Genomic DNA, 22515 nt, shown 5'->3' with positions numbered 1-22515 from the left:
GAGGTTAGGCCCTCAACCCGCCTTCAGCAAGTCCTGCAGCTGGCCGGTCACGGTGGCGATGCGTTCGGCGAGGATCGAGGTCTCCTCGGCCAGGCGCGAGACCTCATGCGCCACGAAGCCGAAACTTGCCCCCGAGGGCCCGGCGCGCCCCGCCTCCAGCCGGGCATTGATCGCCAGGATGCGCAGGGTGCGCAGAACCTCGACGATGGGGACGGTATTGCCGAGCAATAGCCGGGCCTTGTCGGAAATCGCCTCCAGCATCTGGACGTTGCGCAATTCGTCGCGGCGGGTGGCGTCGCTGTTCATCACCGCCCCTTCGAGGTACAAAAGCGCGTCACCGTCAAACACGCCACCCCCCACCTCGCGCACCCAAAGCGCGCTGCCATCGGGGCGCAGGATGCGGTAATCGACATTCCAGTTGGTCCGCGCCGCCAGGGCCGCATCGACGGCGGCATAGACCGGCTCCAGATCGTCGGGATGGGTCATCGCGGCATAGGAGCGTTGCTCCGGCCCGGTGAAGGCCCGCGCCTCGCAACCGGTCAGCGCCAGCACATCGCCCGCCATGAACAGCATGGAATAGGCCTTGTCGTTGCGACAGCGGTAGAGAAAGCCATCCATCCGATCGATGATGCTGCGGATGATCAGGCTTTCGCTATTTTGGTCATCCAACATGACACAGCCCTGCTTCGGAGTCCGGATAGCAAGGTCCTACCGCAGCGGGGTTAATCAGATCTGAATATTCTGCGTCATCAACCGGCCATAAAGCCGCAAGGCATGCGAAGGATCGCGGGCGCAGGCGGGCAGGACCGGGTCGTAGCCGGCGCGGATAAGGCCGGCGATCTCGGGCCGTAGGACGACCTGGCCGCCAAGGCTCGCCAGCGGCGACGTTCCGGCAAAGGCCTTTTCGGACCACAGAAGGATGACCTGCGCCATCTGCGCCAGCGCCAGATCCTCGGCCGGCAGGTCCGACAGGGCCGCATCCATCCGCAGAAAGACGAAGCTCGCCCGGATCGCGCCCTGCGGGTCAAAACGGAACAGCCGGTACTGGTTGGCATCGGCCGCAGCCAGCCGCGCGCAGAGCGGCCCCAGTTCCGGCACGATGCCGTCGAGCCCGGGCACCTGCGGCAGTTCCGCCCAGTCGCGCAGGAAGAAGACCATCAGGTTGGCGCCCAGCTCGGCATCGGTCTCGGCCATCTTGTGACCGGCGAGGGTGACGACCGCCTCGATAGCACCTTTCACGATCGCCAGTGTCGCGTCATCGACGCCAAAGACCACCGGCACGATGGGCCGCCCCCAGCGGGCAAAGAGGTAGGCCCCGTCGGCGCGGGTGAAAAGGGCGGCGATCTCGTCAGGGGTCATGGGCAAACTCGTCAGGAAGCGATCTCGGCCAGCACCGTAGCGCTGTCGCTGATGCGGGCAAAGGAGGTGAGGTTGGCCAGCGACATCTCCAGCACCATCTGCGGCGCGGCAAGGCTGCCATCGCGCAGGGGGCGGGCGAAATTCACCAGGGCATCGGCCACGACCGTGGTGCGAAAGCCAAGGTTGCCCGCCATCCGCGTCGTGCTTTCGACGCACATGTTGGCCTCGCCGCCGACCACGACCAGCGACCTGGCCCCGGACTTGCGGAGCAGATCCTCCAGCCCGGTGCCGATGAACCCCGAAGAACCATGCTTGATCACCACCGGCTCGCCATTCAGGGGCGCCACTTCCGCCATCGGGCGCGACAGTGGGTTTTCGGGATGAAAGCCATCCGCCGGATCGTCGCCGTGGTGATGGACATGGACCACGCCCAGCCCTGCCGCCCGAAAGGCCGCAAGAAGCGCGCCTGCGACCGCGGGCGCCTGCGGGTTGGCCCAGGGCCCGGCCACGGCGCATTCGGCGCGCATCGCCTCCTGCAGGTCGATCACCAGAAGGAACGTGTCTTGCATTGCCTCATCCACCCCAGGCTGGGGGCCCGCCGGAAGTTCCCCTCCGCCAGGCCCGGTTCAGGTCAGGACAGAGCCTCAGGCGCCCAGAAAATCGCCCTTGCCGATCTCGACCCCATTGCTGCGCAGGATGTTATAGCCCGTCGTCATATGGAAGAAGAAGTTCGGCAGCGCGTAGGTCGCGTAATATTGCGGCGCCGGGAAGGTGATCTCGCGCGGGCCTGCCTTGATGGTGATCATCCGCGCCTCGGCGCCTTCATAGGCGCTGTCGGGGATCGAGGTGATGAAGGCGATGGTCTTGGCGATCCGCTCTTTCAGCTCGGCCAGGGTGGTTTCGGTATCGGCGAAGGCAGGCACCTCCATCCCGGCCAGACGGGCGCTGGCGCCCTTGGCGTGGTCGGTGGCGATGGTGACCTGGCGCCAGAGCGGCAGCATATCCGCGATCAGCCGCAGCTGGGGGATCACCTCGGGCTTGATCTTCTTGGCTTCGGCGAAGGCCTCGGCCTTGTCGAGGATCTTGGACAGCGCGGTCAGCGAATGGACAAAGGCGGGAACCGGGGATTGCATGTTTTCCTCCTGGGAAGGTCTTGCGGAACGGTGCGCTGACTGATGGCACCAAATGCGGCGCGGGGAAAGGGGGCCGCCCTCACATCCGCGCCATGCTGCGGGGTTCAGTGGCCGCGGAAGAAGGCCCAGGCATCGGCGGCCAGCGCCGGGCCCGCGGCATAGAACCAGTGGCTGTGGCCGGGGATCACCTCCAGCGTCACCGGGCTGCCCGAGGCCGCGATCTTCTGCGCCGAGGCGCGGACAGCCTCCAGCGGAAAGGTCGCATCCCGGTCGCCGATCTGGATCAGATAGGGATGCGGGATCGGGCGACCGAAGCCCGCACAGGGCGGCAGCGCTCCGGCGTGAACGGCCACGGCCCGGACGGCAAAGCCCGTGCACTGGCCGAGGCGGAGCGCCATGTTCGCCCCCGCCGAATGGCCGTAAAGATAGACGCGCTGCCGGTCGAAGGGCGCGATCCGTGCCGCCTCTGTCAAAAGGGCGGCCATGAAGTCGGGACCATCCTCTGCCGCGCTCCAGCCTCGCGGGTCCAAGGCATCGGGCGCCAGAAGGACGGCGCCCTGCCCCGCGATGGCCTGCCACATGTCGAGCATCGCCCTGCCGTCACGCCCCGACCCATGCAGCAGCAGGACCAGGGGCGGCAAAGCCTGCCCCGCTGTCAAGGCCCCAGGGGCCAGAACGTAAAACCGCCGCGCCTTGCCCGCGAAGGTAAAGCTCCGCGGCACAAAGCGGTTGGCCGGGGGCGCGTAAACGGCGCCCACCTGCTCTGCCGGGCTGGCCAGATCGGGGCGCGCCACCTCGACCATCGGGCCGGGCGTCACGGGCCAGAGCATGGCCTCGAGCCTGGTGGCAAGGGCGGGGTCCTTCAGGACCAGCGCCATGGCCAGCACGGCCACAAGACCAAGCGCCAGACCCCGGATCACCGCCGCCCCGCGCCGTTACGCGCCAAGGCACCAGCGCATGATGGCCTTTTGCGCGTGCAGACGGTTTTCCGCCTCGTCGAAGACCACGGAATGCGGGCCGTCCATCACGGCGGAGGTGACCTCGTCGTTGCGATGGGCGGGCAGGCAATGCATGAACAGGGCGTCGGGCTTGGCATGGGCCATCAGCGCCTCGTTGACCTGATAGCCGCGCAGCTGGTTGTGGCGACGCTCCTTGGCCGATTCCGGGTCGTGCATCGACACCCAGGTATCGGTCACCACGAGGTCGGCCCCCATGACGGCGCGGGCCGGGTCACGCTCGATCTGGATATCCGAGCCGCGGGCGCGGGCGAAATCGACGAACTTCGCCTCGGGGTCGAGGGTCTCCGGCCCGGTGAAGGTCAGATCAAAGCCGAACTGGCCGGCGGCATGGATGAAGCTGGCGCAGACATTGTTGCCGTCGCCGGCCCAGACCACCTTGCGCCCGGCGATCGGGCCGCGGTGTTCCTCATAGGTCATGATATCCGCCATGATCTGGCAGGGATGGGTGCGGTTGGTCAGGCCGTTGATCACCGGCACCGTCGCATATTCGGCCATCTCCAGGAGGGTGGCCTCCTCGAAGGTGCGGATCATGATGAGGTCGACATAGCGGCTCAGCACACGCGCCGTGTCGGCGATGGTCTCGCCATGGCCCAGCTGCATTTCCTTGCCCGACAGGACCATGGTCTGCCCGCCCATCTGGCGCACGCCGACGTCAAAGGACACCCGGGTCCGGGTCGAGGGCTTCTCGAAGATCAGCGCCACCATGCGCCCGGCCAGCGGCTGCTCGTCATCCGGGGCGCCTTTCGGGCGGTCGCGGCGGGCGGTCTTCATCGCATGGGCCGCGTCGATCATGTGCCGCAGGTCTGCCGCGTCGGTCTTGTGCAGGTCGAGGAAGTTTTTCATCTCAGTCTTTCTTGCAGGCCGCCGGAAGGGTCCGCCCCCCGGGCCTCTTGGAGTATTTGCTCAGGCCTTGGGCCGGAAACCCGGCCGTAAAGCGCAAGGCTAACGCCGTCTTGCGGCCAGCGCCACACGCATTCCTGAGGTTTTACGGCGAAGTTCGCGCCCTTTCGGTGGTTTTTCGCCCTCGCCGCCCGGGCCAGCCCCCGCGACAGAGGGCATGGCACGGGCCAAGACGCAGGGCGCGGCACTTCAGGTCAGCGCATTCTCCAGCGCCTGCGCCAGCAGTTTGGCGACATCGCGGTGCAGCTTCGGGCCCGGCAACCGATGCGCCGCCTTGCGCTCCTCCGGGGCGAAGACCATGCCCCCCAGATCGCGGCCCGGCGCGGTTTCGTCATGCCGCACCACGACCTCGACATAGGCCCGCGCCAGAGGGCGCACCGCGGCCAGCATCTCGGCGTCGATCAGCAGCGGGTCCTGCGCCATCCGCGCCCGCCGCCCGACCTTCGGCGGCGGCTGATCAGCCACCCAGAGCAGGACCGAGCGCTGCGGCAGACGGGCCATCAGCTCGGCCATCCGGGCGAGCCAGGTGCTGCGCAGCTCGTCCGCCAGCACCTCGAACCGGTCGGGCGAGCGTTCCTGCAGCGTGAAGAGCAGATGCCGCGTGAAGGTGAATTCGGTGAAGTCCACATCGCGGAACAGGGTCTTCAGCAAGGGCGTCGGCCCGAGAAAGCGGTCGTTGCGGCGCGGATGCACCTTGTAATAGCGGTTGGTCAGATTGCCCGCGCCCAGAACCTGCAGGACCGCGGCCTCTGCCCCGGCGGCCACTTCGGTCAGGCCGGGGTCAGAGAGGTAGAGGTCCAGCCCCGCATTGCAGCAGCCCAGATTGACCGCGCCATAGCCGACCTCTTCCTCGACCAGATCGGGGAAAGGGTCCGGGATGAACCTGCCATAGGTCTCGTTGCCGCCCAGAAAGGCGACATAGGGCCGGTCAAGCGACCGGCGTGGCCCGCGCGCCAGCAGGCCGGACGTGCCATAGCGGCACGGAAAATAGTCTAAAGCGCCCTCGCTTGCCAAAGCATAGGCCATTGTACCCACCCGATTTTTTACACACCCATCGGCAAGACTGCCCGATTCCTCTTTCCAAACGGCTAAAGCGCGGGTTTGCCGCAAATTGTCCTCGCTTTCGCTGCGCTGCAGCGGGCTTGCCGAGGTCGCGGGGCAGACGTAAGGTGACAGGGGTAGTGACGGGGGAAGACATGGCCATTCAGCATGTGGGAATCGTGGGCGCGGGGCAGATGGGCAACGGGATCGCCCATGTCTTTGCCCTGGCGGGCTATGATGTCCTGATGAACGACATCAGCGCCGAGGGTCTGACCAAGGCCATCGCCACCATCGACCGCAACATCGAACGCCAGGTCGCGCGCGGCAAGGTCACGGCAGAGGCCAAGGCCACGGCCATGGCCCGCATCAAGACGACCATGGCGATTGCCGATCTTGGCCCCTGCGATCTGATCATCGAGGCCGCGACCGAGAAGGAAAGCGTCAAGCAGGCGATCTTCGACAGCCTCGCACCGCATCTGGCGCCGCATACCATCCTGACCTCGAACACCTCCTCCATCTCGATCACCCGGCTGGCCAGCCGGACCGACCGTCCGGAAAAGTTCATGGGGTTCCACTTCATGAACCCGGTGCCGGTGATGCAGCTGGTCGAGCTGATCCGCGGCATCGCCACCGATCAGGCCACCTGGGACACCCTGCACGAGGTGGTGGACAAGCTGGGCAAGACCGCGGCCAGCGCCGAGGATTTCCCCGCCTTCATCGTCAACCGCATCCTGATGCCGATGATCAACGAGGCGGTCTATACGCTTTACGAAGGTGTCGGCAACGTGAAGTCGATCGACGAGAGCATGAAGCTCGGCGCCAATCACCCGATGGGCCCGCTGGAGCTGGCCGATTTCATCGGTCTCGACACCTGCCTTGCCATCATGAACGTGCTGCACGACGGGCTGGCCGACACCAAGTACCGGCCCTGCCCGCTTTTGACCAAATATGTCGAGGCCGGCTGGCTGGGCCGCAAGACCCAGCGCGGCTTTTACGACTACCGCGGCGAAGTGCCGGTGCCGACCCGCTAGTCCGCTTGCCAGACTCCCCGCGATGGATTAATTTCGTCCTGCATTTTAACGGAATTCATCGCAATCAGGCATTCAGGCGGGGGGTCTTTCATGCCTATCGGTCAATATATCATCTCGCGCGTCGATGGCGGTCTGACCCATGAGCAGGCGGCCACCTTGGCCTCGGCCCATGGCGGCACCCTGGCGGTCGTCACCTCGGCCGAGGAAAACAGCCTCATTCTCGGGTTTCTGGCGCAGGATCAGCTGCTTTGGGGCGGCGAGCCGCGCGACAACGCCCGCAACGGCCCCTGGATCGGGCTGACCCAGGCCGCCGGCAGCGCCGAGCCGGGCGGCGGCTGGGGCTGGGCCACCGGCGAGACCTATTCCTACACCGCCTGGCACGCCGGGCAGCCCGACAATTTCATCAACGATTCCTATGCGATCTACTGGGACGACAACGGGTCGATCGGCTGGGCCGACCATGTCAACGATCCGATCGGCGCCGGCTACGGCCCGGTGATTTCGGCCGCCATCGAGGTGACCTCCTCTGTCGCGGCGCTGAACGGCACCGCGGGGCATGATTTCATCTGGGGCGGCGCCATCGGCAATGTGATCAAGGGCCTGACCGGCAACGACATCCTCGAAGGCAACGGCGGCCGGGACCGGCTTCTGGGCGGCAATGGCGCCGACGAGCTGGACGGAGGCGCGGGGAACGACACGCTCACCGGTGGCAATGGCGGCGATACCCTGACCGGCGGCATCGGCGCGGACCGCTTCGTCTTTCTCACCAGTGCGGAATCCCGCCTTGCCCTGGCCGCGCGCGACCATATCACCGATTTCGACCCGAGCCTCGGCGACCGCATCGTGCTTTCCGCCTTTGACGCGGTGCCGGGCGGGGCGCATGACCCGCTCACCTTCATGGGCAACCATGTCTTCACCGGCACCGGCCAGATCCGCGCCACGATCCACGGCAGCGAGACCTGGATCGACGTGAACCTGTCCGGCGACAACGTGCCGGAAATGCGCATCGTGCTGGACAGCGCGATGGTGCTGGATCAGACGGCCTTCATCCTTTAGGGCCGCGCCGGATCACCTGCAGACGGTCGGCGAGGATCACTTCGCCGTCCTCCTCGACCGCGCAAAGGATGCCGCGCAGCCGCAGCTCGGGATGGCCGGGCGCCTCGATGAAGGCGCGGGCATCGGCGCCGTAGCGGACCTTCCACTTCACGCAAGCCTCGTTGAACCGGTCCGAGACGCGCAGCACCGCGCTGCCGGCCCGGATCAGCGAGTCCACCGGCAAGTTGGCCAGCGAACAGTCCAGATCGGCGACGATCGGGTCACCGGGATGCGGCGTCGCCTCCCGGTCGCGCCAGACCAGGTCCATCACCCGTGTCGGCAGGATCGAGACCTGGATGCGCGGATCGGGCGAGCCATCCGCCAGCTTCAGCCAGGGCGCCGTGGCCCAACGCTCGCCCGGGATGCCCCCGGCGCGGGTCATGGTGATCCGGTCCGGAAAGCTGCGCTCGCCATAGCCGGGGCGCAGGCACAGCGAATGGATCGGCGCATCGGTCTTGGGCGCCGCCGCGATCCCGGGCAGGGCCGCCATCAGTTCCGCCATCGTCACCTGCATCAAAGCGCCCCCAGAAGGGCCGCCGTCGGCCAGCCATCGGCGGGCATGCCCAGACGCTCCTGCTCTTTCTGCACGGCGGCGCGGGTGGCGGCGCCCAGCACACCGTCGATCTTGCCGACATCATGGCCGCGCTGCGACAGCTTCTTCTGCAGGCTGGCCATCTGGTCGGGCGACAGCGCCGGATCGGGCGAACCGGCGCTATAGCCCGAGGCGCCCTCGATCCTTGTCGCGAAATAGGCGGCGGTCGTCACATAGACGAAGCTTTTGTTCCAGTTGAACAGGACCTTGTAGTTTGGATAGACCAGAAAGGCCGGCCCCTTGCGCCCCTGCGGCAACAGAAGCGAGGCTTGAAGATTGGCAAGCCGGCCCTCCTTGGCCTGCACCCCCATCGCGGCCCATTGGCTGGTGGGCAGCGAAGTATCCAGCCCCGATTGCGCCCAGTCGAGGTTCGCGGGCACCTTGACCTCCTGCAGCCAGGGTTGCCCCGCGGCCCAGCCGTAGAACTGCAGCATATGCGCCGCCGACAGGATCGAATCGGCTGCCGAGGTCTTCAGCGTGATCTTGCCATCGCCGTCGCCATCCTCGCCCCGCTCCAGAATGTCGCGCGGCAGCATCTGCACCATGCCGATCTCGCCCGCCCAGGCGCCCTTGGTCACGCCGGGCGAAAAATCGCCCTTCGCGGTCAGGGCGATGGCGGCCAGAACCTGCGGCTGGAAGATATCGGGGCGGCGGCAGTCATGCGCCAGGGTCACCAGGGCGTTGCGCGTGTCGAAATTGCCCTGCACCTGGCCAAAATCGGTCTCGAAAGCCCAGAAGGCCAGGATCACCCCGCGCGAGACGCCGAACTTCTTTTCCGCCGCGCGGAAAGCCGCGTCGTATTTCTTCGAATAGATCGCGGCATTCGAAATCCGGCTCTTGCTGATCAGGGCCTGGCTGAACTCCAGAAATGTCTTGCGGAAGAAGCTTTGCCCGCGGTCCGACTTGATCACGGCGGGGTCAAGCCGCGCCCCGTCCAGAAAGGCGTGAATGGCGCTGTCGGGCAGGCCCTGGGCCTTGGCCTCGGCGCCCATGGTGGTCAGAAATTCCTGAAAATTGCCGCCGCAGGGCGCGGCTTCGGCCTGCGAAAGGCCGAGGGCGGCGAGGCTCAAAAAGGCAAAGACGGGCAGACGCATGAAATATCCTCCGGTTACCCCCCGAAGGCTAGCGGATTGCCGGGGCAGAGGAAACCATCAAGGCTGCCCTTGCGCTGTTGCAGGCCCGCCACGCAATCATCGCAAAAATGATACGCCTTTTTGACACCTTGTTTTTAACACTCTGCGCGCCAGACTGTGGATGAGGGAGAAGATCATGTTGGAATATCTGTCAAAAGAGTTGAGTGACGGTCTGGATCTGGCCCGCAAATCGAAGGAGCGGCGCAAATCCCGCCTGCGGATTCAGGTGGGGGAAGCGGTTTTTCCGGTGCTGCGGTTCTGGCATGACGGCTTCGTGCTGGACGGCGCCCTGGCCCCGCATCTGCGCGGGCTGGTCGATGTCTATGACGGCGACCGCCACGCCTTTCAATGCCTCATCGTTGCCTCGATCAGCGAGGGCGATGAAATCACCTGCGAATTCAAACGCTTGACTCCGGTGACCGACAAGGCACCGCTGGATTTCTGGCTGGATCCCACGCTGCCTGTCGGTCTTTTGCCGAAGAACTGACCGGCCCTATTGCAGGTCTTTGAAGGCCTCGGTCAGGCGGGACACCGCCTCGACCACGTGATCATGCGGCATCGCCAGGTTGAAGCGCAGATGGCTCTCGCCGCCCGCACCGAAGGGCGCCCCGGCGTTGGTGGCGATTCGCGCGCCCTTGGCAACCCGGGCGCAATATTCCTCGGTCGTCATGCCGGTGCCCGAGAAATCGACCCAGGCGAGGTAGGTCGCCTGCAGCGGCGAGGATTTGAGCCCCGGAATCGCCGCAATCCCCGCATCGAAGGTCCGGCGGTTGCGGTCAAGATAGACATTCAGCGCATCGACCCAGGCCGCCCCTTCGGGCGAATAGGCGGCGGGCACCATGTGCATGCCGAAGGAATTGGGCGAGATGCCCATCTTCATCACCACATTGGCGAACCGCGCCCGCAAGGCCTCGTCCGCGATGATGACATTGCCGATATGGGCGCCCGCGATGTTGAAGGTCTTGGTCGTCGCCGTCATCATCACCAGGCGGTCGGAGACGCCGGGAATATTGGCCATTACGTGATGCTTGTGGCCCGGCATCACGATGTCATGGTGGATCTCGTCCGAGACGAGGATCAGGTCATGCCGCTTGCAGAAATCGGCAACGCCCTTCAGCTCCTCCAACGTCCAGACCCGGCCACCGGGGTTGTGGGGCGAGCAGAGGATCATCATCGTCTCTGCCCCGGTCATCTGCGCATCCCAGGCCGCGAAATCCGGCACCTGCAGCCCGTCTTCCAGCTTCAGCTTGCATTCCACCACCTTGCGGTCGGCGGCTTTGATCACGCGGGCGAAGGCGTGATAGACCGGCGTCATCAGCACCACGCCGTCGCCCGGCTTGGTGAAGGCGTCGATGCAAAGTGCTGTGCCGTTCACCAGGCCATGCGTGGTGAAGATGTGGCTCTTGTCCAGGCTCCAGCCGTGCCGCGTCTCCATCCACCAGCGGATCGATTCCAGATAGGCCGCGTCGTCGCCGAAATAGCCATAGACGCCATGCGCCACCATGTTCTCCAGCGCGCGCTGCACCGAGGCCGGCGGGCGGAAGTCCATGTCGGCCACCCACATGGCCAGACCATCCTCGGCGGGCACGCCATAAAGCTGCTCCATGCTGTCCCATTTGACAGAATGGGTGCCAAGGCGGTTGATGATCGTGTCAAAGTCGGGCGCGGCTTTCATTTCATGGTCCTTCTTGCGGTATTTTATTCCAAGTACATCATCGCAATCGGGAAGTCTTCCCGATATTTGATCACATTTTGGAACCTGTTTCCAATTCACGGTATAGGGCAGAATTTTCTTCCTGCCCGTCGAGCCTCTTGCGCCAAGCCCGGCCAAACCGTAAATCCAGCAGCATGATCCGCCCCATCCTGATCCACCCCGATCCGCGCCTCAAGAAGCTTTGCGACCCCGTGGCGCAAGTCACCGAGGATTTGGCGAAATTGGCCCGCGACATGCTCGATACCATGTATGACGCGCCCGGAATTGGCCTTGCGGCACCGCAGGTCGGCGTCAACAAGCGCCTGATCGTGATGGATTGCATGAAGCCGCCGGAAACCCCGCGCCCGCTGATCCTGTTCAACCCCGAGGTGACCTGGTCCTCCTCCGAGCTTTCCACCTACGAGGAAGGCTGCCTGTCGATCCCCGACCAATATGCCGATGTCGAACGGCCCAATGCGGTGACCGTGACCTGGATGGACGAAAAGGGCGCCGCCCAGGAAGAGACCTTCACCGGCCTCTGGGCGACCTGCGTCCAGCACGAGATCGACCATCTGAACGGCAAGCTCTTCATCGACTACCTCGGCCTGATGAAGCGGCAGATGATCACCCGCAAGATGGAAAAGCTGAAGCGCGAGATTGCGCGTGGCGAAGGCCGCGGCGACCACAAGGCCGATCATCGCGGCGACCATGGCGGCCCCGCGCGTGGCCCGCGATGATTCGTGCCATCCTGCGCTGGCCGGATGCGCGCCTTTCGACCGTGGCGGCCGTGGCCTCGGTCGATGACGCGACCCTGACGCTGGCCCGCGACATGCTGGAGACGATGTATGACGCCGAGGGTCGCGGCCTTGCCGCGCCGCAGGTGGGTGTGCTGTCGCGGGTCTTCGTGATGGATGCCAGCTGGAAATCCGGCGACACCGCGCCCGAGACCTTCATCAATCCGGAGATTCTCTGGCGCTCCGACGAACAGGTGCCGAGCACCGAGGGCTGCCTCTCGATCCCCGGCATTCTGGCCGAAGTCAGCCGCGCCAAAGAGATCATCCTGCGCTGGCTGACCCCGGAAGGCGCCATCGCCGCGCAGAAACTGACCGGCTTCCGCGCCATCTGCGCCCAGCACGAAATCGACCACCTCGACGGGATCGTGACCCTCGATCACCTCTCGCCCGAGGCCCGCGCCCGGGCCGAGGCGGTGCTGCAATGATCCGGCCCTGCGTGCCCTGGCCAGCGCAGATCCTGCGGACCCCGGCCGCCGATGTGACCGAGATCACCCCCGAGATCCGGGCGATCTGGGCCGACATGGTCGACACGATGGAGGCAATGCCGGGCTATGGCCTCGCCGCCGTGCAGATCGGGGTGCCCTTGCGCCTCGCCGTGGTCGACAGTTCCGAGGAACGCGGCAAGGCGGTGCTGATGGCCAACCCGATAGTCCTTCATGCCTCCGGCCAGATGCGGACGCATGAGGAGGCCAGCCCCAACCTGCCCGGCGTCTCCGCCGTGATCAGCCGTCCGCGTGCGGTGACCGTCCGCTTCCTCAACGCGGATGGCGCGATGGAGGACCGCGACTTCGTCCACCTCTGGGCGACCTCGGTCCAGCACCAGATCGACCATCTGGCCGGCAAGATGTATTTCGACCGCCTGTCGGGCCTGAAACGCGCCATGCTGATCTCCAAGGCCGAGAAATTGCGGAGGCGGGCATGAGGATCACCTTCATGGGCACGCCGGATTTCTCGGTGCCCGCGCTGAAGGCCCTCGCTGCGCAGCATGAAATTGCTGCGGTCTATACCCAGCCGCCCCGGCCCGCCGGACGCGGCAAGGCGGACCGGAAAAGCCCGGTACAGCTCTGCGCCGAAAGCCTTGGGATTCCGGTGCGTTACCCCGCTTCGCTGCGCAGCGAAGAGGCGCAGCAAGACTTCACGTCGCTGCGCAGCGAAATCGCCGTCGTCGTGGCCTATGGGCTGATCCTGCCGCCCGCCATTCTCGCTGCACCTGCGCTTGGTTGCCTCAACATCCACGCCTCCCTGCTGCCGCGCTGGCGCGGCGCGGCCCCCATCCACCGCGCCATCATGGCCGGCGATACCGAGACCGGCGTCTGCATCATGCAGATGGAGGCGGGCCTCGATACAGGCCCGGTCCTTAAGCGCGAGGCGACGCCGATCAGCGCGGAGGAGACCACCGCCGACCTGCACGACCGCCTCTCCGCCATGGGCGCGCGGCTGATCCTGCAAACCCTCGCCACCCTGCCGCTGCAAGCCGAGGTCCAACCCGCCGAAGGCGTCACCTACGCCGCCAAGATCGACAAGGCCGAGGCCCGCATCGACTGGACCCGCCCCGCGGTGGAGGTCGACCGCCAGATCCGCGGCCTCTCCCCCTTCCCCGGCGCCTGGTGCGAGGTGGCGGGCGAGCGCCTGAAACTCCTGCGCTCCCGCCTCGCCGCGGGTGAGGGCGCCCCCGGTCAGGTCCTCCACGGCCTGACCATAGCCTGCGGCAGTGGCTCGGTGGAGATCACCCTGGCCCAGCGCGAGGGCAAGAAGCCCAGCCCCGCCGCAGACCTCCTCCGCGGCCTGACCCTGCCCGCACTCCTCGGCTGACAAGCCCGCCGCCCCGTACCAAGGCCGGGGGTTTCACACCCCCGGACCCCCGTGGGATATTTGCCTCTGAATGAAGGAGCGCCGCAATTTCATCCAGATCCAAATATCCCCGCCGGAGGCTCTGAGGCCGGGCCGAGGCGCTACTTCCGGCGCTTGTGCTCTTCCAGCCGGGGCATGATCTCGACAAAGTTGCAGGGACGGTGGCGATAGTCGAGCTGGGCTTTCAGGATCTCGTCCCAGGCATCGCGGCAGGCCCCGGGCGAGCCCGGCAGCGCGAAGAGATATTTGCCCCCCGCCACCCCGCCCGTCGCCCGCGACTGCACCGCCGAGGTGCCGATCTTCTGCATCGAGACGATGGTGAAGACGGTGCCGAAGGCCTCGATCTCTTTTTCGTAGACGTCGCGGTGCGCCTCGACCGTCACGTCGCGCCCGGTCAGGCCAGTGCCGCCGGTGGACAGGATCACATCGACCTCCGGATCGGCGATCCAGGCGCGAAGCTGCGCCGCAATCGTGGCGCGGTCATCGGGCACGATCCCCCGCGCCGCAAGCAGATGCCCCGCCGCCGTCAGCCGTTCGACCAGCGTATCGCCCGAGCGATCCTCCGCCGCCGTCCGCGTGTCCGACACGGTCAGCACCGCGATACGGACCGGGATGAAATCCTTCGTCTCGTCAATCCGGCTCATCTCTCATCCCCTTTGCAGCAGCGCCAACCTCAGCGCCAACCCGGCGAAGATGGCAGCAGACAGCCGCGAGAGCCAGAGCGAGACCCTGCGGCTTTCCGCCATCCAGCGCCCGATCGACCCCGCCATCAGCCCAACCACCCCATTCACCCCCAGCCCGCCAAGCGTGAAAACCGCGCCCAGCGTCAGGAACTGCGGCAGAACCGGGCGTAGTGGGTCCACGAACTGCGGCAGGAAGGCGAGGATGAAGAGCACGACCTTGGGGTTCAGCAGGTTCACCATCAGGGCCTGGCGGAACACCTTGGCCGGCCGCGCCGGCGCGGCCTTGGCAACATGCGCCGGCCCCGCGCGCAGGGTCTGCACCGCCAGCACCAGAAGGTAAGCCACCCCGGCCCAACGGATCGCGTCAAAGGCCAGCGGATGGGCATGGACCAGCGCCCCAAGCCCAAGGCCTGCCAGCGTCACCTGCACCAGCCCGCCCGCCGCGATGCCAAGGTTCGCCGCCATCGCGGCCTTCGGCCCCGCGCGCAAACCTTGGCCCAAGCAGAACATCATGTCCGCCCCCGGCGTCAGGTTCAGCGCCAGGGCCGCGGGAATGAAGGAGAGAAGCGTCAGGGGCTCAACAGGGATCATCTCAACCGCGCCTTCAACGACAGCAAATCCGCCCAGGCCTCGCGCTTGGCCGCCGGGTTGCGCAGCAGATAGGCCGGGTGGGTCATCGGCAGCACGGGCTTGCCCAAAGCCTGAGCCCAGGTGCCGCGCAGGCGCAGGATGCCCTTCTGGTTCAAGAGGCAAAGGCAGGGCGTGTTGCCCATGGTCACGATCACATCCGGGTCGATCAGCGCGATATGGCGGGCGACGAAGGGGCGCATCATCGCGATCTCCTCCGGCTCGGGGTCGCGGTTCTGCGGCGGGCGCCAGGGCATGACATTGGTGATGTAAAGCGCCGCCCCCGGGTCGGGCGACTGCCGCGACAGGCCGATGGCCTCGAACATCCGGTCCAGAAGCTGGCCGGCGCGGCCGACGAAGGGCAGGCCCTCCTGATCCTCCTCGCGCCCCGGCGCCTCGCCCAGGATCAGCACCCGCGCCGCCGGGTTGCCATCGGCAAAGACGGTGTTGCGGGCGCCCTTCTTCAGCTCGCAATGCGGATAGGCGGTCAGGGCCGCGCGCAGATCCTCCAGCGTGTGCGCGCCACGGGCGGCGGCTTCGGCCTCGGCCACCGGGTCAAGCTTGGGCATCTCGACCGGCGGCGCGGCCTTGGCCGGCATCGCAACCGGACGCTCCAGCCGCTCGGGCAGGTCATAGCGGTTGACCGGGTCTTCCTGCACCCAATCGCCCACCCCCATCTCGGCCTGCCAGTCCAGCGCCGCCAGCGCCGCCTGCCAGTGCTCCGGCGCCATGATGTCGTGATTGATTCCCATGCCCGCAGGGTAGGCCGCGGCCCCGGCCAGAACAACCCGCCACGCGACGGGTTCGCTTGCCCCCTGCCCCCATGTTTGGCATAAGCCGGAAAACCGAAGGAGAGCCCCATGACCTTCCGCGCCCGCCATCTGCTTGGCATCGAGCAGCTTGACCCTTCCGAGATCATGGATGTGCTGGATCTGGCCGATCGCTATGTCGATCTGAACCGGCGCACGGTGAAATCTTCGGATGTGCTGGCGGGCCTGACCCAGATCAACATGTTCTTCGAGAACTCGACCCGGACCCAGGCGAGTTTCGAACTGGCGGGCAAGCGGCTCGGCGCCGATGTGATGAACATGTCGGTGGCGCAGTCGAGCGTGAAGAAGGGCGAGACGCTGATCGACACCGCCCTGACGCTGAACGCGATGCGGCCCGATCTTCTGGTGGTGCGGCATCCGTCCTCGGGAGCGGTCAACCTCTTGGCGTCGAAGGTCAATTGCGCCGTGCTGAACGCGGGCGACGGGCGGCATGAGCATCCGACGCAGGCGCTGCTCGATGCCCTGACGATCCGCCGCGCCAAGGGCCGCATCCAGCGGCTGACCGTCGCGATCTGCGGCGATATCGCCCATAGCCGCGTGGCGCGCAGCAACCTGATCCTGCTGGGGAAAATGGAAAACCGCCTGCGCCTGATCGCCCCGCCGACCCTGATGCCCCCCGGCGTGCTGGACTTCGGCTGCGAGCTTTACGACGACATGAAGAAGGGCCTCGAAGGCGCCGATGTGGTGATGATGCTGCGCCTGCAGAAGGAGCGGATGGACGGCGGCTTCATCCCCTCGGAACGCGAATACTACCACCGCTACGGTCTGGACGCCGAGAAGCTCTCCTACGCCAAACCCGACGCCATCGTGATGCACCCAGGTCCCATGAACCGCGGGGTCGAGATCGACGGCGAGATCGCCGACGACATCAACCGCAGCGTCATCCAGGAGCAGGTCGAGATGGGCGTCGCGGTACGGATGGCTTGCATGGATCTTCTGGCCCGCAACTTGCGGGCAGAGCGGGGCCGGGCGGCGGTCGGGGTGATGGTGTGAAAAAGCCGATGTCCGACGCAAGGATGAGCGGCATGGTCGCCACGGCGGCCTTGCTGGTGATCTTCGCGATCACCGGGCTGGTGGTCTGGTGGGGGAGCTGAGGGTGGGGACGGCAAAGTGACAGCGCTTGGAAAACTTACCCGAATTACCAACCTGAGAAGTGTCTGGACTGATGAGGCCCGCGACTTCACGCCTTGGCTCGCGCGGCGGGAAAATCTCGCAATCCTATCGGATCATCTGGGCCTCGGTGCAGAAGGTCTGGAGCTGGAAGCCGTCGAGAAATTTGTCGGTCCATATAAAGCTGACATTCTTTGTAGGGACACCACATCGAACAGCTGGGTCCTCATTGAAAACCAGCTCGAGAAAACCGATCATTCACATCTTGGACAGATCCTGGTTTATGCGGCGGGGCTGGATTGCAAGACAGTAATTTGGATTTCGAAATCAGTTACTCCGGAACACAAGATCGCTGTGGAATGGCTTAACCGTATGGCGTCCGATGGAACATCCTTTTACGCCTTGGAAATAGAACTGTGGCGCATTGATGAATCCCCGGTGGCGCCTAGTTTCAACACTGTCGTACGACCGAGCGATCCCGCCCGGCAAGCAGAATCAGCAAAAACTGGACTCGTCGAAGGCGAACTTACGGAAGCACGTCAAATGCTTTTCGAATATTGGCAGGGATTTGAATCCTTGCTGGCGAGGCGACATTCACCTGTTCGACCGGTCTCAGCTGCAACGCAAAACTGGCTGACACACAGTATCGGCAAATCAGGCGTGAATCTCAATACGCTGCTCAATAGAAAGCACAACTGGGTGCGAACGGGACTATACTTGCAGGGCGCAAAGGCGCACGGATTCTTTTTGCAATTGCAAGAACTGCGACCGCAAGTGGAAGCTTCGCTGGGCTATGCGCTGGAATGGAATGATGCTGCGAATATTGAGCGGCAGATTTTCATTACCAAGGAATATCCCGACGTAAGCGATCGTCAGAGCTGGCCGGATCAGCACGAATGGTTAGCCAAGCACATCGAAGATTTTCATCGTACTTTCCACGATGTTGTGCGTGGCTTGAAATAGGTGGGGCGGACAACAAATTGACCCTCCACATCTCCATTATCCGCCTGATCGACGCTGAGGCGGGCCGGGTTCTGTCGGGGCGACTGCACCTTTGCTGGCAAGGACACCCCGCATGACCCTCGCGCGACCGAACACCGACTGGAGCGGCCTTCTGGACCCGGGCGAGACCCTGCTTTGGCAGGGGCGGCCCGATGCCGGGCTGGCCTTCGGGCTTGGTCATCTGCTGCGAATCCTGCGCTCCCTCGTCATGCTGCGCCTGTTCCTCTATCTGCTGGCGCGCTTGCAGACCAGCATCGCCAGCTACTGGGATGTCCGGCTGATCGTGCTTTTCGTCTTCTTCCTGCCGGTGCCGCTGGATCTGGTGGCGTCGATGATCCGGCGGTCGCAGCAAAGCTATGCGCTGACCACATCGCGCGCGCTGATCCGCACCCGGCTTGGCCCCTTTGGCCAGAGCCTGCGGTCCTACCCGATGACGCCCGACATGCCCCTGACGCTGCTGCAGGGCCCGCGCCATGCCAGCCTGCTCTTCGCCCCTGCGCCGAAATGGTACAGCGGCCTGATCACCACGCCCGCCGCCCCGGGGTTCGAGCGCATCGGGGATGCGACCTCGGTCTACGCCCTGATGCGGCAGGTTCAGAAGGACACCAGATGACCCTCCACCTCACCAATGCCCGCCTGATCGACCCCGAGGCGGAGAGGCAGTCGTCAGGCGGAATGGTTGCAACAGCGGCCTTGCGGGTGACGTTCGCGATCACCGGGCGTGTGGTCTGGTGGGGGCATTGAGGGTGGCAGTCGAGGTGCTGAACTCTGATACGCATTCCCTCTGGGCGCCCTATCTTGAATCCGGCGAGAGCCTGCGCTGGACAAGCAGACCCAGTGCTGCGCCTGCGCTTCCGATTGGCAACGAGGTGATTGGGCTTGCGGGCGCTTTTGCTGCGACCGGCACCGGGATTTTGTTGTTAACTCTGGGCGTCAGGACGACCGGTGCAAGCGGGGAGCATCAGCCGCTGCCGTCGTGGTTTGGCTGGGCCTTCTTACTATACGGCCTGATGTATGGCATTGTTCCCGTGATCTGGTCCTCTTGGCGACGTTGGAACACGCGTTATGCCTTGACAGATACACGCGCCCTGATCCTTGAACGCAGCCTCGGCATTCTCTCCCTGAAGAGTTGGAAAATATCCGCCCTCCGCGCGATGGAGCTGAACTTGGGCTGGCGACGCTCGCTCTGGTTTGAAAGATCGAGAGGTGGAATCATGTCACGCAGCCAAGGCAGAAACATCGGCTTCGACATGATCCCCGACGCCGAAGCCGTTTACCGCCTGATCCTAAATATCCAAAGGGATGCCAAATGACCCTCCACCTCACCAATGCCCGCCTGATCGACCCCGAGGCGGGGACGGATACGATTGGCACCCTGACCCTGCAGGACGGGCTGATCGTGGCGCGCAATGGACCTGAGCCTGCGGGGGCGGAGGTGTTTGATTGTGGCGGCCTGTGTCTGGCGCCCGGCATCGTCGATTGGGGCGTTAAGATCGGCGAGCCGGGGGAGCGGCACAAGGAAAGCTTCCGCTCGGCAGGGATGGCGGCGGCGGCGGGCGGGGTGACGACGATCATCGCCCGGCCCGATACCGCCCCTGCGATCGACACGCCCGAAACGCTGGAATTCGTCACCCGGCGCGCGGCGGAATCTGTCGTGCGGATCAGGCATATGGCGGCGCTGACCAAAGGTCGCGGCGGCGATGAGATGACCGAGATCGGCTTTCTTCTGGATGCCGGGGCGGTGGCCTTCACGGATGTCTTCCATGTCTCGACCAACACCAAGGCGCTGGGCCGGGCGCTGACCTATGCGCGCGCGCTCGGCGCCCTCGTGGTGGGCCACCCGCAGGAGCCGGGGCTTTCGGCCGGGGCTGCCGCGACCAATTCGAAATTCGCCTCGCTGCGCGGCCTGCCCGGCGTGCATCCGATGGCGGAGCGGATCGGGCTGGACCGTGACCTCGGCCTCGTCGAGATGACCGGGGTCAGGTATCACGCCGATCAGATCACCACGGCGCGGGCGCTGCCCTCGCTTGCCCGGGCCAAGGCCAATGGGCTGGATGTGACGGCGGGTGTCTCGATCCACCACCTGACGCTGAACGATTATGACGTGGGCGATTACCGGACCTTCTTCAAGCTGACCCCGCCCTTGCGGAGCGAGGAGGACCGGCTTGCCATGGTGCAGGCGGTGGCCGAGGGGGCGATCGACGTCATCGCCTCGTTCCACACCCCCGCCGACGAAGAAAGCAAACGCCTGCCCTTCGAGGAGGCGGCTTCCGGCGCCGTGGGCCTGCAGACCCTGCTGCCTGCCGCGCTGCGCCTGGTGCATTCGGGCGACATGGACCTGCCGACGCTGTGGCGCGCCTTGTCGCTGAACCCGGCCAACCGGCTGGGCCTGCCGCAGGGCCGGCTGGCCGAGGGGGCGCCGGCGGATCTGGTGCTGTTCGACCCCGATGCGCCCTTCGTGCTGGACCGGGCGAAGCTGCTGTCCAAGTCAAAGAACACGCCCTTTGACCTGATGCGGATGGAAGGTAAAGTGCTGGCCACCTGGGTGGCGGGCGTTCAGGTTTTTGGGGGCTGAGGATGCCGTTATTCGTGACACCGCCGCTGGTTCTGGTTCTGGTGGCTTTGGGGGCCTATCTTCTGGGCTCGGTGCCCTTCGGCATCGTCATCACAAGAGCGCTGGGGCTTGGCGATCTGCGCAAGATCGGCTCGGGCAATATCGGTGCCACCAATGTGCTGCGCACCGGCAACAAGGGGGCGGCGCTCGCGACCCTGCTGCTGGACGCGGGCAAGGGCGGCATCGCGGTGGCGCTGGCCCGTCTGGTGGCGGGCGAGGATGCCGCACAGGTCGCGGCCCTTTGCAGCTTTCTCGGCCATCTGTTCCCGGTCTGGCTGGGCTTCAAGGGCGGCAAGGGGGTGGCGACCTTCCTTGGCACCATGATCGTGCTGGACTGGCGCGTGGGGCTTGCCGCCTGCGCGACCTGGGCGGTGACCGCCGCCATCTCGCGCATCTCCTCGCTGTCGGCCTTGGTCGCGGCGGCGCTGTCGACCCTGTGGCTGATGGTGTTCCGCGACGGGCAGATGCTGCTGCTGACCGTGGCGCTGACCGTGCTGATCTACTGGAAACACTGGCCCAACCTGGAGCGGATCAAGGCCGGGACAGAGCCGAAGATCGGCCAGAAGAAGTAAACCGGTCGCCTGTCGCCGCGGCGGGGGACTGTCTGCCCCCCGCGCCCCCCGAGGATATTTCCATCGGGTGAATGGAAAGAGACGGTCAGAGGCTGGAGGCGGCGTAGATCGGGGCGAGCGAGCCTTTCCAGTCGCCGTTGTAGAGGTCAAGCCAGCGGTCGGCCTGGGTCTTTTCGGTGGCAAGCGACTGCACCAGCGGGGCGAGGAAGCGTTCTTCGTCAAGCTTCCTTGCCGCGAGGCCGGCGTGGCTCAGCCCCACGGCGGCGCGGGCGAGGTCGAGGATCTTCACGCCGTTCGCCTCGCCCTGCAGGGCCGAGACCGAGGCCGCGACGCGCAGGCCCTCGCGGGTTTCAGCATCGAAGCCCTTGACCAGATCCCAGGCGGCATCCAGCGCCGCATCGTCATACATCAACCCGATCCAGAAGGCGGGCAGCGCGTTGATATGGGCCTGATCACCACAATCGGCGCCGCGCATCTCGATGTATTTCTTGACGCGGGCCTCGGGGAAGACGGTGGTCATATGGTCGGCCCAGTCCGACAGGGTCGGCTTTTCGCCGGGCAGCGCGGGAAGCTTCCCAGCGAGGAAATCGCGGAAGCTCTGGCCCAAGGCGTTGATATATTTGCCGTCGCGGTAGACGAAATACATCGGCACATCCAGAACCCAGTCGACATAGGCCTGAAAGCCGAAATCGCCCTCGAAGGCGAAGGGCAGCATGCCGGTGCGCGAATTGTCCAGACCGCGCCAGATGCGCGAGCGCCAGGATTTGTGGCCGTTCAGCTTGCCGTCAAAGAAGGGCGAGGAGGCGAAAAGCGCCGTCGCCACCGGCTGCAGGGCCAGCGCCACGCGCAGTTTCTTGACCATGTCGGCCTCGGAGGCGTAGTCGAGGTTCACCTGAACCGTGCAGGTCCGGTACATCATCTGGGTGCCATGGGTGCCGACGCGCCCCATGTAGTCGGTCATCAGCCGGTAGCGACCCTTGGGCATCACCGGCATCTCGGTGGCGCTCCACTCCGGTGCGGCGCCGATGCCCATGAAGCCCACGCCCATCGGCTCGGCCAGGGCGCGCACCTCGTCGAGGTGGTTCTGCAGCTCGGCCGCCGTCTCGTTCAGGTTGGCCACGGCCGCGCCCGACAGTTCGAACTGGCCGCCCGGCTCCAGCGATATATTGGCGCCATTGCGGGTCATGCCGATGATGTTGTCGGCCTCGCGCACCGGGGTCCAGCCGAAGCGCTGTTCCAGCCCGGCGAAGAGGGCCGAGATCGACCGATCACCTGCATAGGGCAGCGGCGCATGGCTGTCCTTGAGGTAGCCGAATTTCTCATGCTCGGTGCCAATGCGCCATTCCGCCTTGGGCTTGTTGCCCGAGGCGAGGAGTTCGGCCAGTTGATCGAAGCTTTCGATGGTCCCGCCACCGGATTGGGGTATCGACATCAGG

At 65.5% G+C, this 22515-nt stretch carries 28 protein-coding genes; 14 read left to right on the top strand and 14 right to left on the bottom strand.

Annotation, left to right across the window (positions count from 1 at the left end):
• Nucleotides 1-12: 12 nt before the first annotated feature.
• From AC1DZT_RS02145 to AC1DZT_RS02115, 7 genes are all read right to left on the bottom strand, one after another.
• The gene (locus tag AC1DZT_RS02145; RefSeq protein WP_478004936.1) at nucleotides 13-672 is read right to left on the bottom strand and encodes a PAS domain-containing protein; all 660 of its coding nucleotides are present in this window, start codon (nucleotides 670-672) and stop codon (nucleotides 13-15) included.
• Between the two features lie 54 nt (nucleotides 673-726).
• On the bottom strand, nucleotides 727-1359 hold the full coding sequence (locus AC1DZT_RS02140; protein WP_478004935.1) for a hypothetical protein: 633 nt from the start codon (nucleotides 1357-1359) through the stop codon (nucleotides 727-729).
• Between the two features lie 11 nt (nucleotides 1360-1370).
• A complete protein-coding gene (locus tag AC1DZT_RS02135) occupies nucleotides 1371-1928 on the bottom strand; it encodes an isochorismatase family protein (protein ID WP_478004934.1) in 558 nt (185 codons plus the stop codon).
• A gap of 75 nt (nucleotides 1929-2003) precedes the next feature.
• Complete coding sequence (locus AC1DZT_RS02130) at nucleotides 2004-2492, bottom strand: DUF1993 domain-containing protein (protein WP_478004933.1); 489 nt, start codon at nucleotides 2490-2492, stop codon at nucleotides 2004-2006.
• Nucleotides 2493-2596: 104 nt separating this feature from the next.
• Nucleotides 2597-3412: a CE1 family esterase gene (locus AC1DZT_RS02125; RefSeq protein WP_478004932.1), complete on the bottom strand. Its 816-nt coding sequence runs from the start codon at nucleotides 3410-3412 to the stop codon at nucleotides 2597-2599.
• 15 nt (nucleotides 3413-3427) lie between these two features.
• On the bottom strand, nucleotides 3428-4354 hold the full coding sequence (gene argF, locus AC1DZT_RS02120; RefSeq protein ID WP_478004931.1) for an ornithine carbamoyltransferase: 927 nt from the start codon (nucleotides 4352-4354) through the stop codon (nucleotides 3428-3430).
• A 246-nt stretch (nucleotides 4355-4600) separates the two neighbouring features.
• A complete protein-coding gene (locus tag AC1DZT_RS02115; protein ID WP_478004930.1) occupies nucleotides 4601-5437 on the bottom strand; it encodes a DUF6473 family protein in 837 nt (278 codons plus the stop codon).
• Nucleotides 5438-5607: 170 nt separating this feature from the next.
• Here AC1DZT_RS02115 and AC1DZT_RS02110 point away from each other — a divergent pair, with 170 nt between their 5' ends.
• Nucleotides 5608-6483, top strand: coding sequence for a 3-hydroxybutyryl-CoA dehydrogenase (locus tag AC1DZT_RS02110; RefSeq protein WP_478004929.1), 876 nt, complete (start codon nucleotides 5608-5610; stop codon nucleotides 6481-6483).
• 90 nt (nucleotides 6484-6573) lie between these two features.
• Nucleotides 6574-7539, top strand: a complete 966-nt coding sequence (locus AC1DZT_RS02105) for a M10 family metallopeptidase C-terminal domain-containing protein (protein ID WP_478004928.1) — start codon at nucleotides 6574-6576, stop codon at nucleotides 7537-7539.
• Here the strand turns inward: AC1DZT_RS02105 and AC1DZT_RS02100 are convergent.
• Both AC1DZT_RS02100 and AC1DZT_RS02095 read right to left on the bottom strand, forming a co-directional pair.
• Nucleotides 7529-8092, bottom strand: a complete 564-nt coding sequence (locus AC1DZT_RS02100) for a hypothetical protein (RefSeq protein ID WP_478004927.1) — start codon at nucleotides 8090-8092, stop codon at nucleotides 7529-7531. The two genes, AC1DZT_RS02105 and AC1DZT_RS02100, sit on opposite strands and share 11 nt — an antisense overlap.
• A complete protein-coding gene (locus AC1DZT_RS02095; RefSeq protein WP_478004926.1) occupies nucleotides 8092-9264 on the bottom strand; it encodes a lytic murein transglycosylase in 1173 nt (390 codons plus the stop codon). Before AC1DZT_RS02095 ends, AC1DZT_RS02100 begins: the two co-directional genes overlap by 1 nt.
• 175 nt (nucleotides 9265-9439) lie before the next feature.
• On the opposite strand from AC1DZT_RS02095, the gene AC1DZT_RS02090 reads away from it, so the two are divergent.
• Nucleotides 9440-9790, top strand: a complete 351-nt coding sequence (locus tag AC1DZT_RS02090) for a hypothetical protein (protein ID WP_478004925.1) — start codon at nucleotides 9440-9442, stop codon at nucleotides 9788-9790.
• A 6-nt stretch (nucleotides 9791-9796) separates the two neighbouring features.
• On the opposite strand, the gene AC1DZT_RS02085 is transcribed toward AC1DZT_RS02090, so the two are convergent.
• Nucleotides 9797-10978, bottom strand: coding sequence for a MalY/PatB family protein (locus tag AC1DZT_RS02085; RefSeq protein WP_478004924.1), 1182 nt, complete (start codon nucleotides 10976-10978; stop codon nucleotides 9797-9799).
• 173 nt (nucleotides 10979-11151) lie between these two features.
• On the opposite strand from AC1DZT_RS02085, the gene def (AC1DZT_RS02080) reads away from it, so the two are divergent.
• Genes def (AC1DZT_RS02080) through fmt form a run of 4 tightly spaced genes read left to right on the top strand, consistent with a single transcriptional unit; the run spans nucleotide 11152 to nucleotide 13602 of the window.
• Nucleotides 11152-11733, top strand: coding sequence for a peptide deformylase (gene def / locus AC1DZT_RS02080; protein ID WP_478004923.1), 582 nt, complete (start codon nucleotides 11152-11154; stop codon nucleotides 11731-11733).
• On the top strand, nucleotides 11730-12215 hold the full coding sequence (def, locus tag AC1DZT_RS02075; RefSeq protein WP_478004922.1) for a peptide deformylase: 486 nt from the start codon (nucleotides 11730-11732) through the stop codon (nucleotides 12213-12215). The genes def (AC1DZT_RS02080) and def (AC1DZT_RS02075) overlap by 4 nt, the downstream gene beginning before the upstream one ends.
• Entirely contained in the window at nucleotides 12212-12712 is a 501-nt protein-coding gene (gene def, locus AC1DZT_RS02070; protein ID WP_478004921.1) for a peptide deformylase, read from the top strand. Before def (AC1DZT_RS02075) ends, def (AC1DZT_RS02070) begins: the two co-directional genes overlap by 4 nt.
• A complete protein-coding gene (gene fmt / locus AC1DZT_RS02065; RefSeq protein ID WP_478004920.1) occupies nucleotides 12709-13602 on the top strand; it encodes a methionyl-tRNA formyltransferase in 894 nt (297 codons plus the stop codon). The genes def (AC1DZT_RS02070) and fmt overlap by 4 nt, the downstream gene beginning before the upstream one ends.
• Before the next feature lie 140 nt (nucleotides 13603-13742).
• Here fmt and moaB read toward each other — a convergent pair whose 3' ends face one another.
• Genes moaB through AC1DZT_RS02050 form a run of 3 tightly spaced genes read right to left on the bottom strand, consistent with a single transcriptional unit; the run spans nucleotide 13743 to nucleotide 15703 of the window.
• Nucleotides 13743-14285, bottom strand: a complete 543-nt coding sequence (gene moaB, locus AC1DZT_RS02060) for a molybdenum cofactor biosynthesis protein B (protein ID WP_478004919.1) — start codon at nucleotides 14283-14285, stop codon at nucleotides 13743-13745.
• A 3-nt stretch (nucleotides 14286-14288) separates the two neighbouring features.
• Nucleotides 14289-14915 (bottom strand): LysE family translocator, encoded by a 627-nt coding sequence (locus AC1DZT_RS02055; RefSeq protein ID WP_478004918.1) that lies wholly within the window; start codon nucleotides 14913-14915, stop codon nucleotides 14289-14291.
• On the bottom strand, nucleotides 14912-15703 hold the full coding sequence (locus AC1DZT_RS02050; protein ID WP_478004917.1) for a uracil-DNA glycosylase: 792 nt from the start codon (nucleotides 15701-15703) through the stop codon (nucleotides 14912-14914). Before AC1DZT_RS02050 ends, AC1DZT_RS02055 begins: the two co-directional genes overlap by 4 nt.
• 108 nt (nucleotides 15704-15811) lie before the next feature.
• Here AC1DZT_RS02050 and AC1DZT_RS02045 point away from each other — a divergent pair, with 108 nt between their 5' ends.
• The 7 genes from AC1DZT_RS02045 (at nucleotide 15812) to plsY (ending at nucleotide 21079) form a co-directional block, all read left to right on the top strand.
• Nucleotides 15812-16774, top strand: coding sequence for an aspartate carbamoyltransferase catalytic subunit (locus AC1DZT_RS02045; RefSeq protein WP_478004916.1), 963 nt, complete (start codon nucleotides 15812-15814; stop codon nucleotides 16772-16774).
• Nucleotides 16775-16891: 117 nt separating this feature from the next.
• A complete protein-coding gene (locus tag AC1DZT_RS02040) occupies nucleotides 16892-17854 on the top strand; it encodes a DUF4268 domain-containing protein (protein ID WP_478004915.1) in 963 nt (320 codons plus the stop codon).
• Nucleotides 17855-17966: 112 nt separating this feature from the next.
• A complete protein-coding gene (locus AC1DZT_RS02035) occupies nucleotides 17967-18506 on the top strand; it encodes a hypothetical protein (protein WP_478004914.1) in 540 nt (179 codons plus the stop codon).
• Nucleotides 18503-18637: a hypothetical protein gene (locus AC1DZT_RS02030; RefSeq protein WP_478004913.1), complete on the top strand. Its 135-nt coding sequence runs from the start codon at nucleotides 18503-18505 to the stop codon at nucleotides 18635-18637. The genes AC1DZT_RS02035 and AC1DZT_RS02030 overlap by 4 nt, the downstream gene beginning before the upstream one ends.
• A 2-nt stretch (nucleotides 18638-18639) precedes the next feature.
• Nucleotides 18640-19206 carry a hypothetical protein gene (locus AC1DZT_RS02025; RefSeq protein WP_478004912.1) on the top strand — a complete coding sequence of 189 codons (567 nt, stop codon included), beginning with the start codon at nucleotides 18640-18642 and terminating at the stop codon, nucleotides 19204-19206.
• Nucleotides 19203-20468 carry a dihydroorotase gene (gene pyrC / locus AC1DZT_RS02020; RefSeq protein WP_478004911.1) on the top strand — a complete coding sequence of 422 codons (1266 nt, stop codon included), beginning with the start codon at nucleotides 19203-19205 and terminating at the stop codon, nucleotides 20466-20468. Before AC1DZT_RS02025 ends, pyrC begins: the two co-directional genes overlap by 4 nt.
• A gap of 2 nt (nucleotides 20469-20470) precedes the next feature.
• The gene (gene plsY / locus AC1DZT_RS02015; RefSeq protein ID WP_478004910.1) at nucleotides 20471-21079 is read left to right on the top strand and encodes a glycerol-3-phosphate 1-O-acyltransferase PlsY; all 609 of its coding nucleotides are present in this window, start codon (nucleotides 20471-20473) and stop codon (nucleotides 21077-21079) included.
• A gap of 85 nt (nucleotides 21080-21164) precedes the next feature.
• On the opposite strand, the gene AC1DZT_RS02010 is transcribed toward plsY, so the two are convergent.
• Nucleotides 21165-22511 carry a glutamate--cysteine ligase gene (locus AC1DZT_RS02010; RefSeq protein ID WP_478004909.1) on the bottom strand — a complete coding sequence of 449 codons (1347 nt, stop codon included), beginning with the start codon at nucleotides 22509-22511 and terminating at the stop codon, nucleotides 21165-21167.
• Nucleotides 22512-22515: the final 4 nt, after the last annotated feature.

Source organism: Rhodobacter sp. P1_C2, from assembly GCF_056406375.1.
Note: the sequence above shows the minus strand (reverse complement) of the source record. Positions and strands in the feature narration are given on the sequence as shown.

What these genes read in the sequence shown, in the direction of transcription:
- plsY (WP_478004910.1), top strand. Translation starts at nt 20,471, where the DNA reads ATGCCGTTATTCGTGACACCGCCGCTGGTTCTGGTTCTGGTGGCTTTG.
- pyrC (WP_478004911.1), top strand. Translation starts at nt 19,203, where the DNA reads ATGACCCTCCACCTCACCAATGCCCGCCTGATCGACCCCGAGGCGGGG.
- def (WP_478004923.1), top strand. Translation starts at nt 11,152, where the DNA reads ATGATCCGCCCCATCCTGATCCACCCCGATCCGCGCCTCAAGAAGCTT.
- fmt (WP_478004920.1), top strand. Translation starts at nt 12,709, where the DNA reads ATGAGGATCACCTTCATGGGCACGCCGGATTTCTCGGTGCCCGCGCTG.
- AC1DZT_RS02135 (WP_478004934.1), bottom strand. Translation starts at nt 1,928, where the DNA reads ATGCAAGACACGTTCCTTCTGGTGATCGACCTGCAGGAGGCGATGCGC.
- AC1DZT_RS02100 (WP_478004927.1), bottom strand. Translation starts at nt 8,092, where the DNA reads ATGCAGGTGACGATGGCGGAACTGATGGCGGCCCTGCCCGGGATCGCG.
- AC1DZT_RS02110 (WP_478004929.1), top strand. Translation starts at nt 5,608, where the DNA reads ATGGCCATTCAGCATGTGGGAATCGTGGGCGCGGGGCAGATGGGCAAC.
- AC1DZT_RS02105 (WP_478004928.1), top strand. Translation starts at nt 6,574, where the DNA reads ATGCCTATCGGTCAATATATCATCTCGCGCGTCGATGGCGGTCTGACC.
- moaB (WP_478004919.1), bottom strand. Translation starts at nt 14,285, where the DNA reads ATGAGCCGGATTGACGAGACGAAGGATTTCATCCCGGTCCGTATCGCG.
- AC1DZT_RS02050 (WP_478004917.1), bottom strand. Translation starts at nt 15,703, where the DNA reads ATGGGAATCAATCACGACATCATGGCGCCGGAGCACTGGCAGGCGGCG.
- def (WP_478004921.1), top strand. Translation starts at nt 12,212, where the DNA reads ATGATCCGGCCCTGCGTGCCCTGGCCAGCGCAGATCCTGCGGACCCCG.
- AC1DZT_RS02090 (WP_478004925.1), top strand. Translation starts at nt 9,440, where the DNA reads ATGTTGGAATATCTGTCAAAAGAGTTGAGTGACGGTCTGGATCTGGCC.
- AC1DZT_RS02115 (WP_478004930.1), bottom strand. Translation starts at nt 5,437, where the DNA reads ATGGCCTATGCTTTGGCAAGCGAGGGCGCTTTAGACTATTTTCCGTGC.
- AC1DZT_RS02145 (WP_478004936.1), bottom strand. Translation starts at nt 672, where the DNA reads ATGTTGGATGACCAAAATAGCGAAAGCCTGATCATCCGCAGCATCATC.
- def (WP_478004922.1), top strand. Translation starts at nt 11,730, where the DNA reads ATGATTCGTGCCATCCTGCGCTGGCCGGATGCGCGCCTTTCGACCGTG.
- AC1DZT_RS02095 (WP_478004926.1), bottom strand. Translation starts at nt 9,264, where the DNA reads ATGCGTCTGCCCGTCTTTGCCTTTTTGAGCCTCGCCGCCCTCGGCCTT.
- AC1DZT_RS02010 (WP_478004909.1), bottom strand. Translation starts at nt 22,511, where the DNA reads ATGTCGATACCCCAATCCGGTGGCGGGACCATCGAAAGCTTCGATCAA.
- AC1DZT_RS02055 (WP_478004918.1), bottom strand. Translation starts at nt 14,915, where the DNA reads ATGATCCCTGTTGAGCCCCTGACGCTTCTCTCCTTCATTCCCGCGGCC.
- AC1DZT_RS02030 (WP_478004913.1), top strand. Translation starts at nt 18,503, where the DNA reads ATGACCCTCCACCTCACCAATGCCCGCCTGATCGACCCCGAGGCGGAG.
- AC1DZT_RS02140 (WP_478004935.1), bottom strand. Translation starts at nt 1,359, where the DNA reads ATGACCCCTGACGAGATCGCCGCCCTTTTCACCCGCGCCGACGGGGCC.
- argF (WP_478004931.1), bottom strand. Translation starts at nt 4,354, where the DNA reads ATGAAAAACTTCCTCGACCTGCACAAGACCGACGCGGCAGACCTGCGG.
- AC1DZT_RS02085 (WP_478004924.1), bottom strand. Translation starts at nt 10,978, where the DNA reads ATGAAAGCCGCGCCCGACTTTGACACGATCATCAACCGCCTTGGCACC.
- AC1DZT_RS02130 (WP_478004933.1), bottom strand. Translation starts at nt 2,492, where the DNA reads ATGCAATCCCCGGTTCCCGCCTTTGTCCATTCGCTGACCGCGCTGTCC.
- AC1DZT_RS02035 (WP_478004914.1), top strand. Translation starts at nt 17,967, where the DNA reads ATGACCCTCGCGCGACCGAACACCGACTGGAGCGGCCTTCTGGACCCG.
- AC1DZT_RS02045 (WP_478004916.1), top strand. Translation starts at nt 15,812, where the DNA reads ATGACCTTCCGCGCCCGCCATCTGCTTGGCATCGAGCAGCTTGACCCT.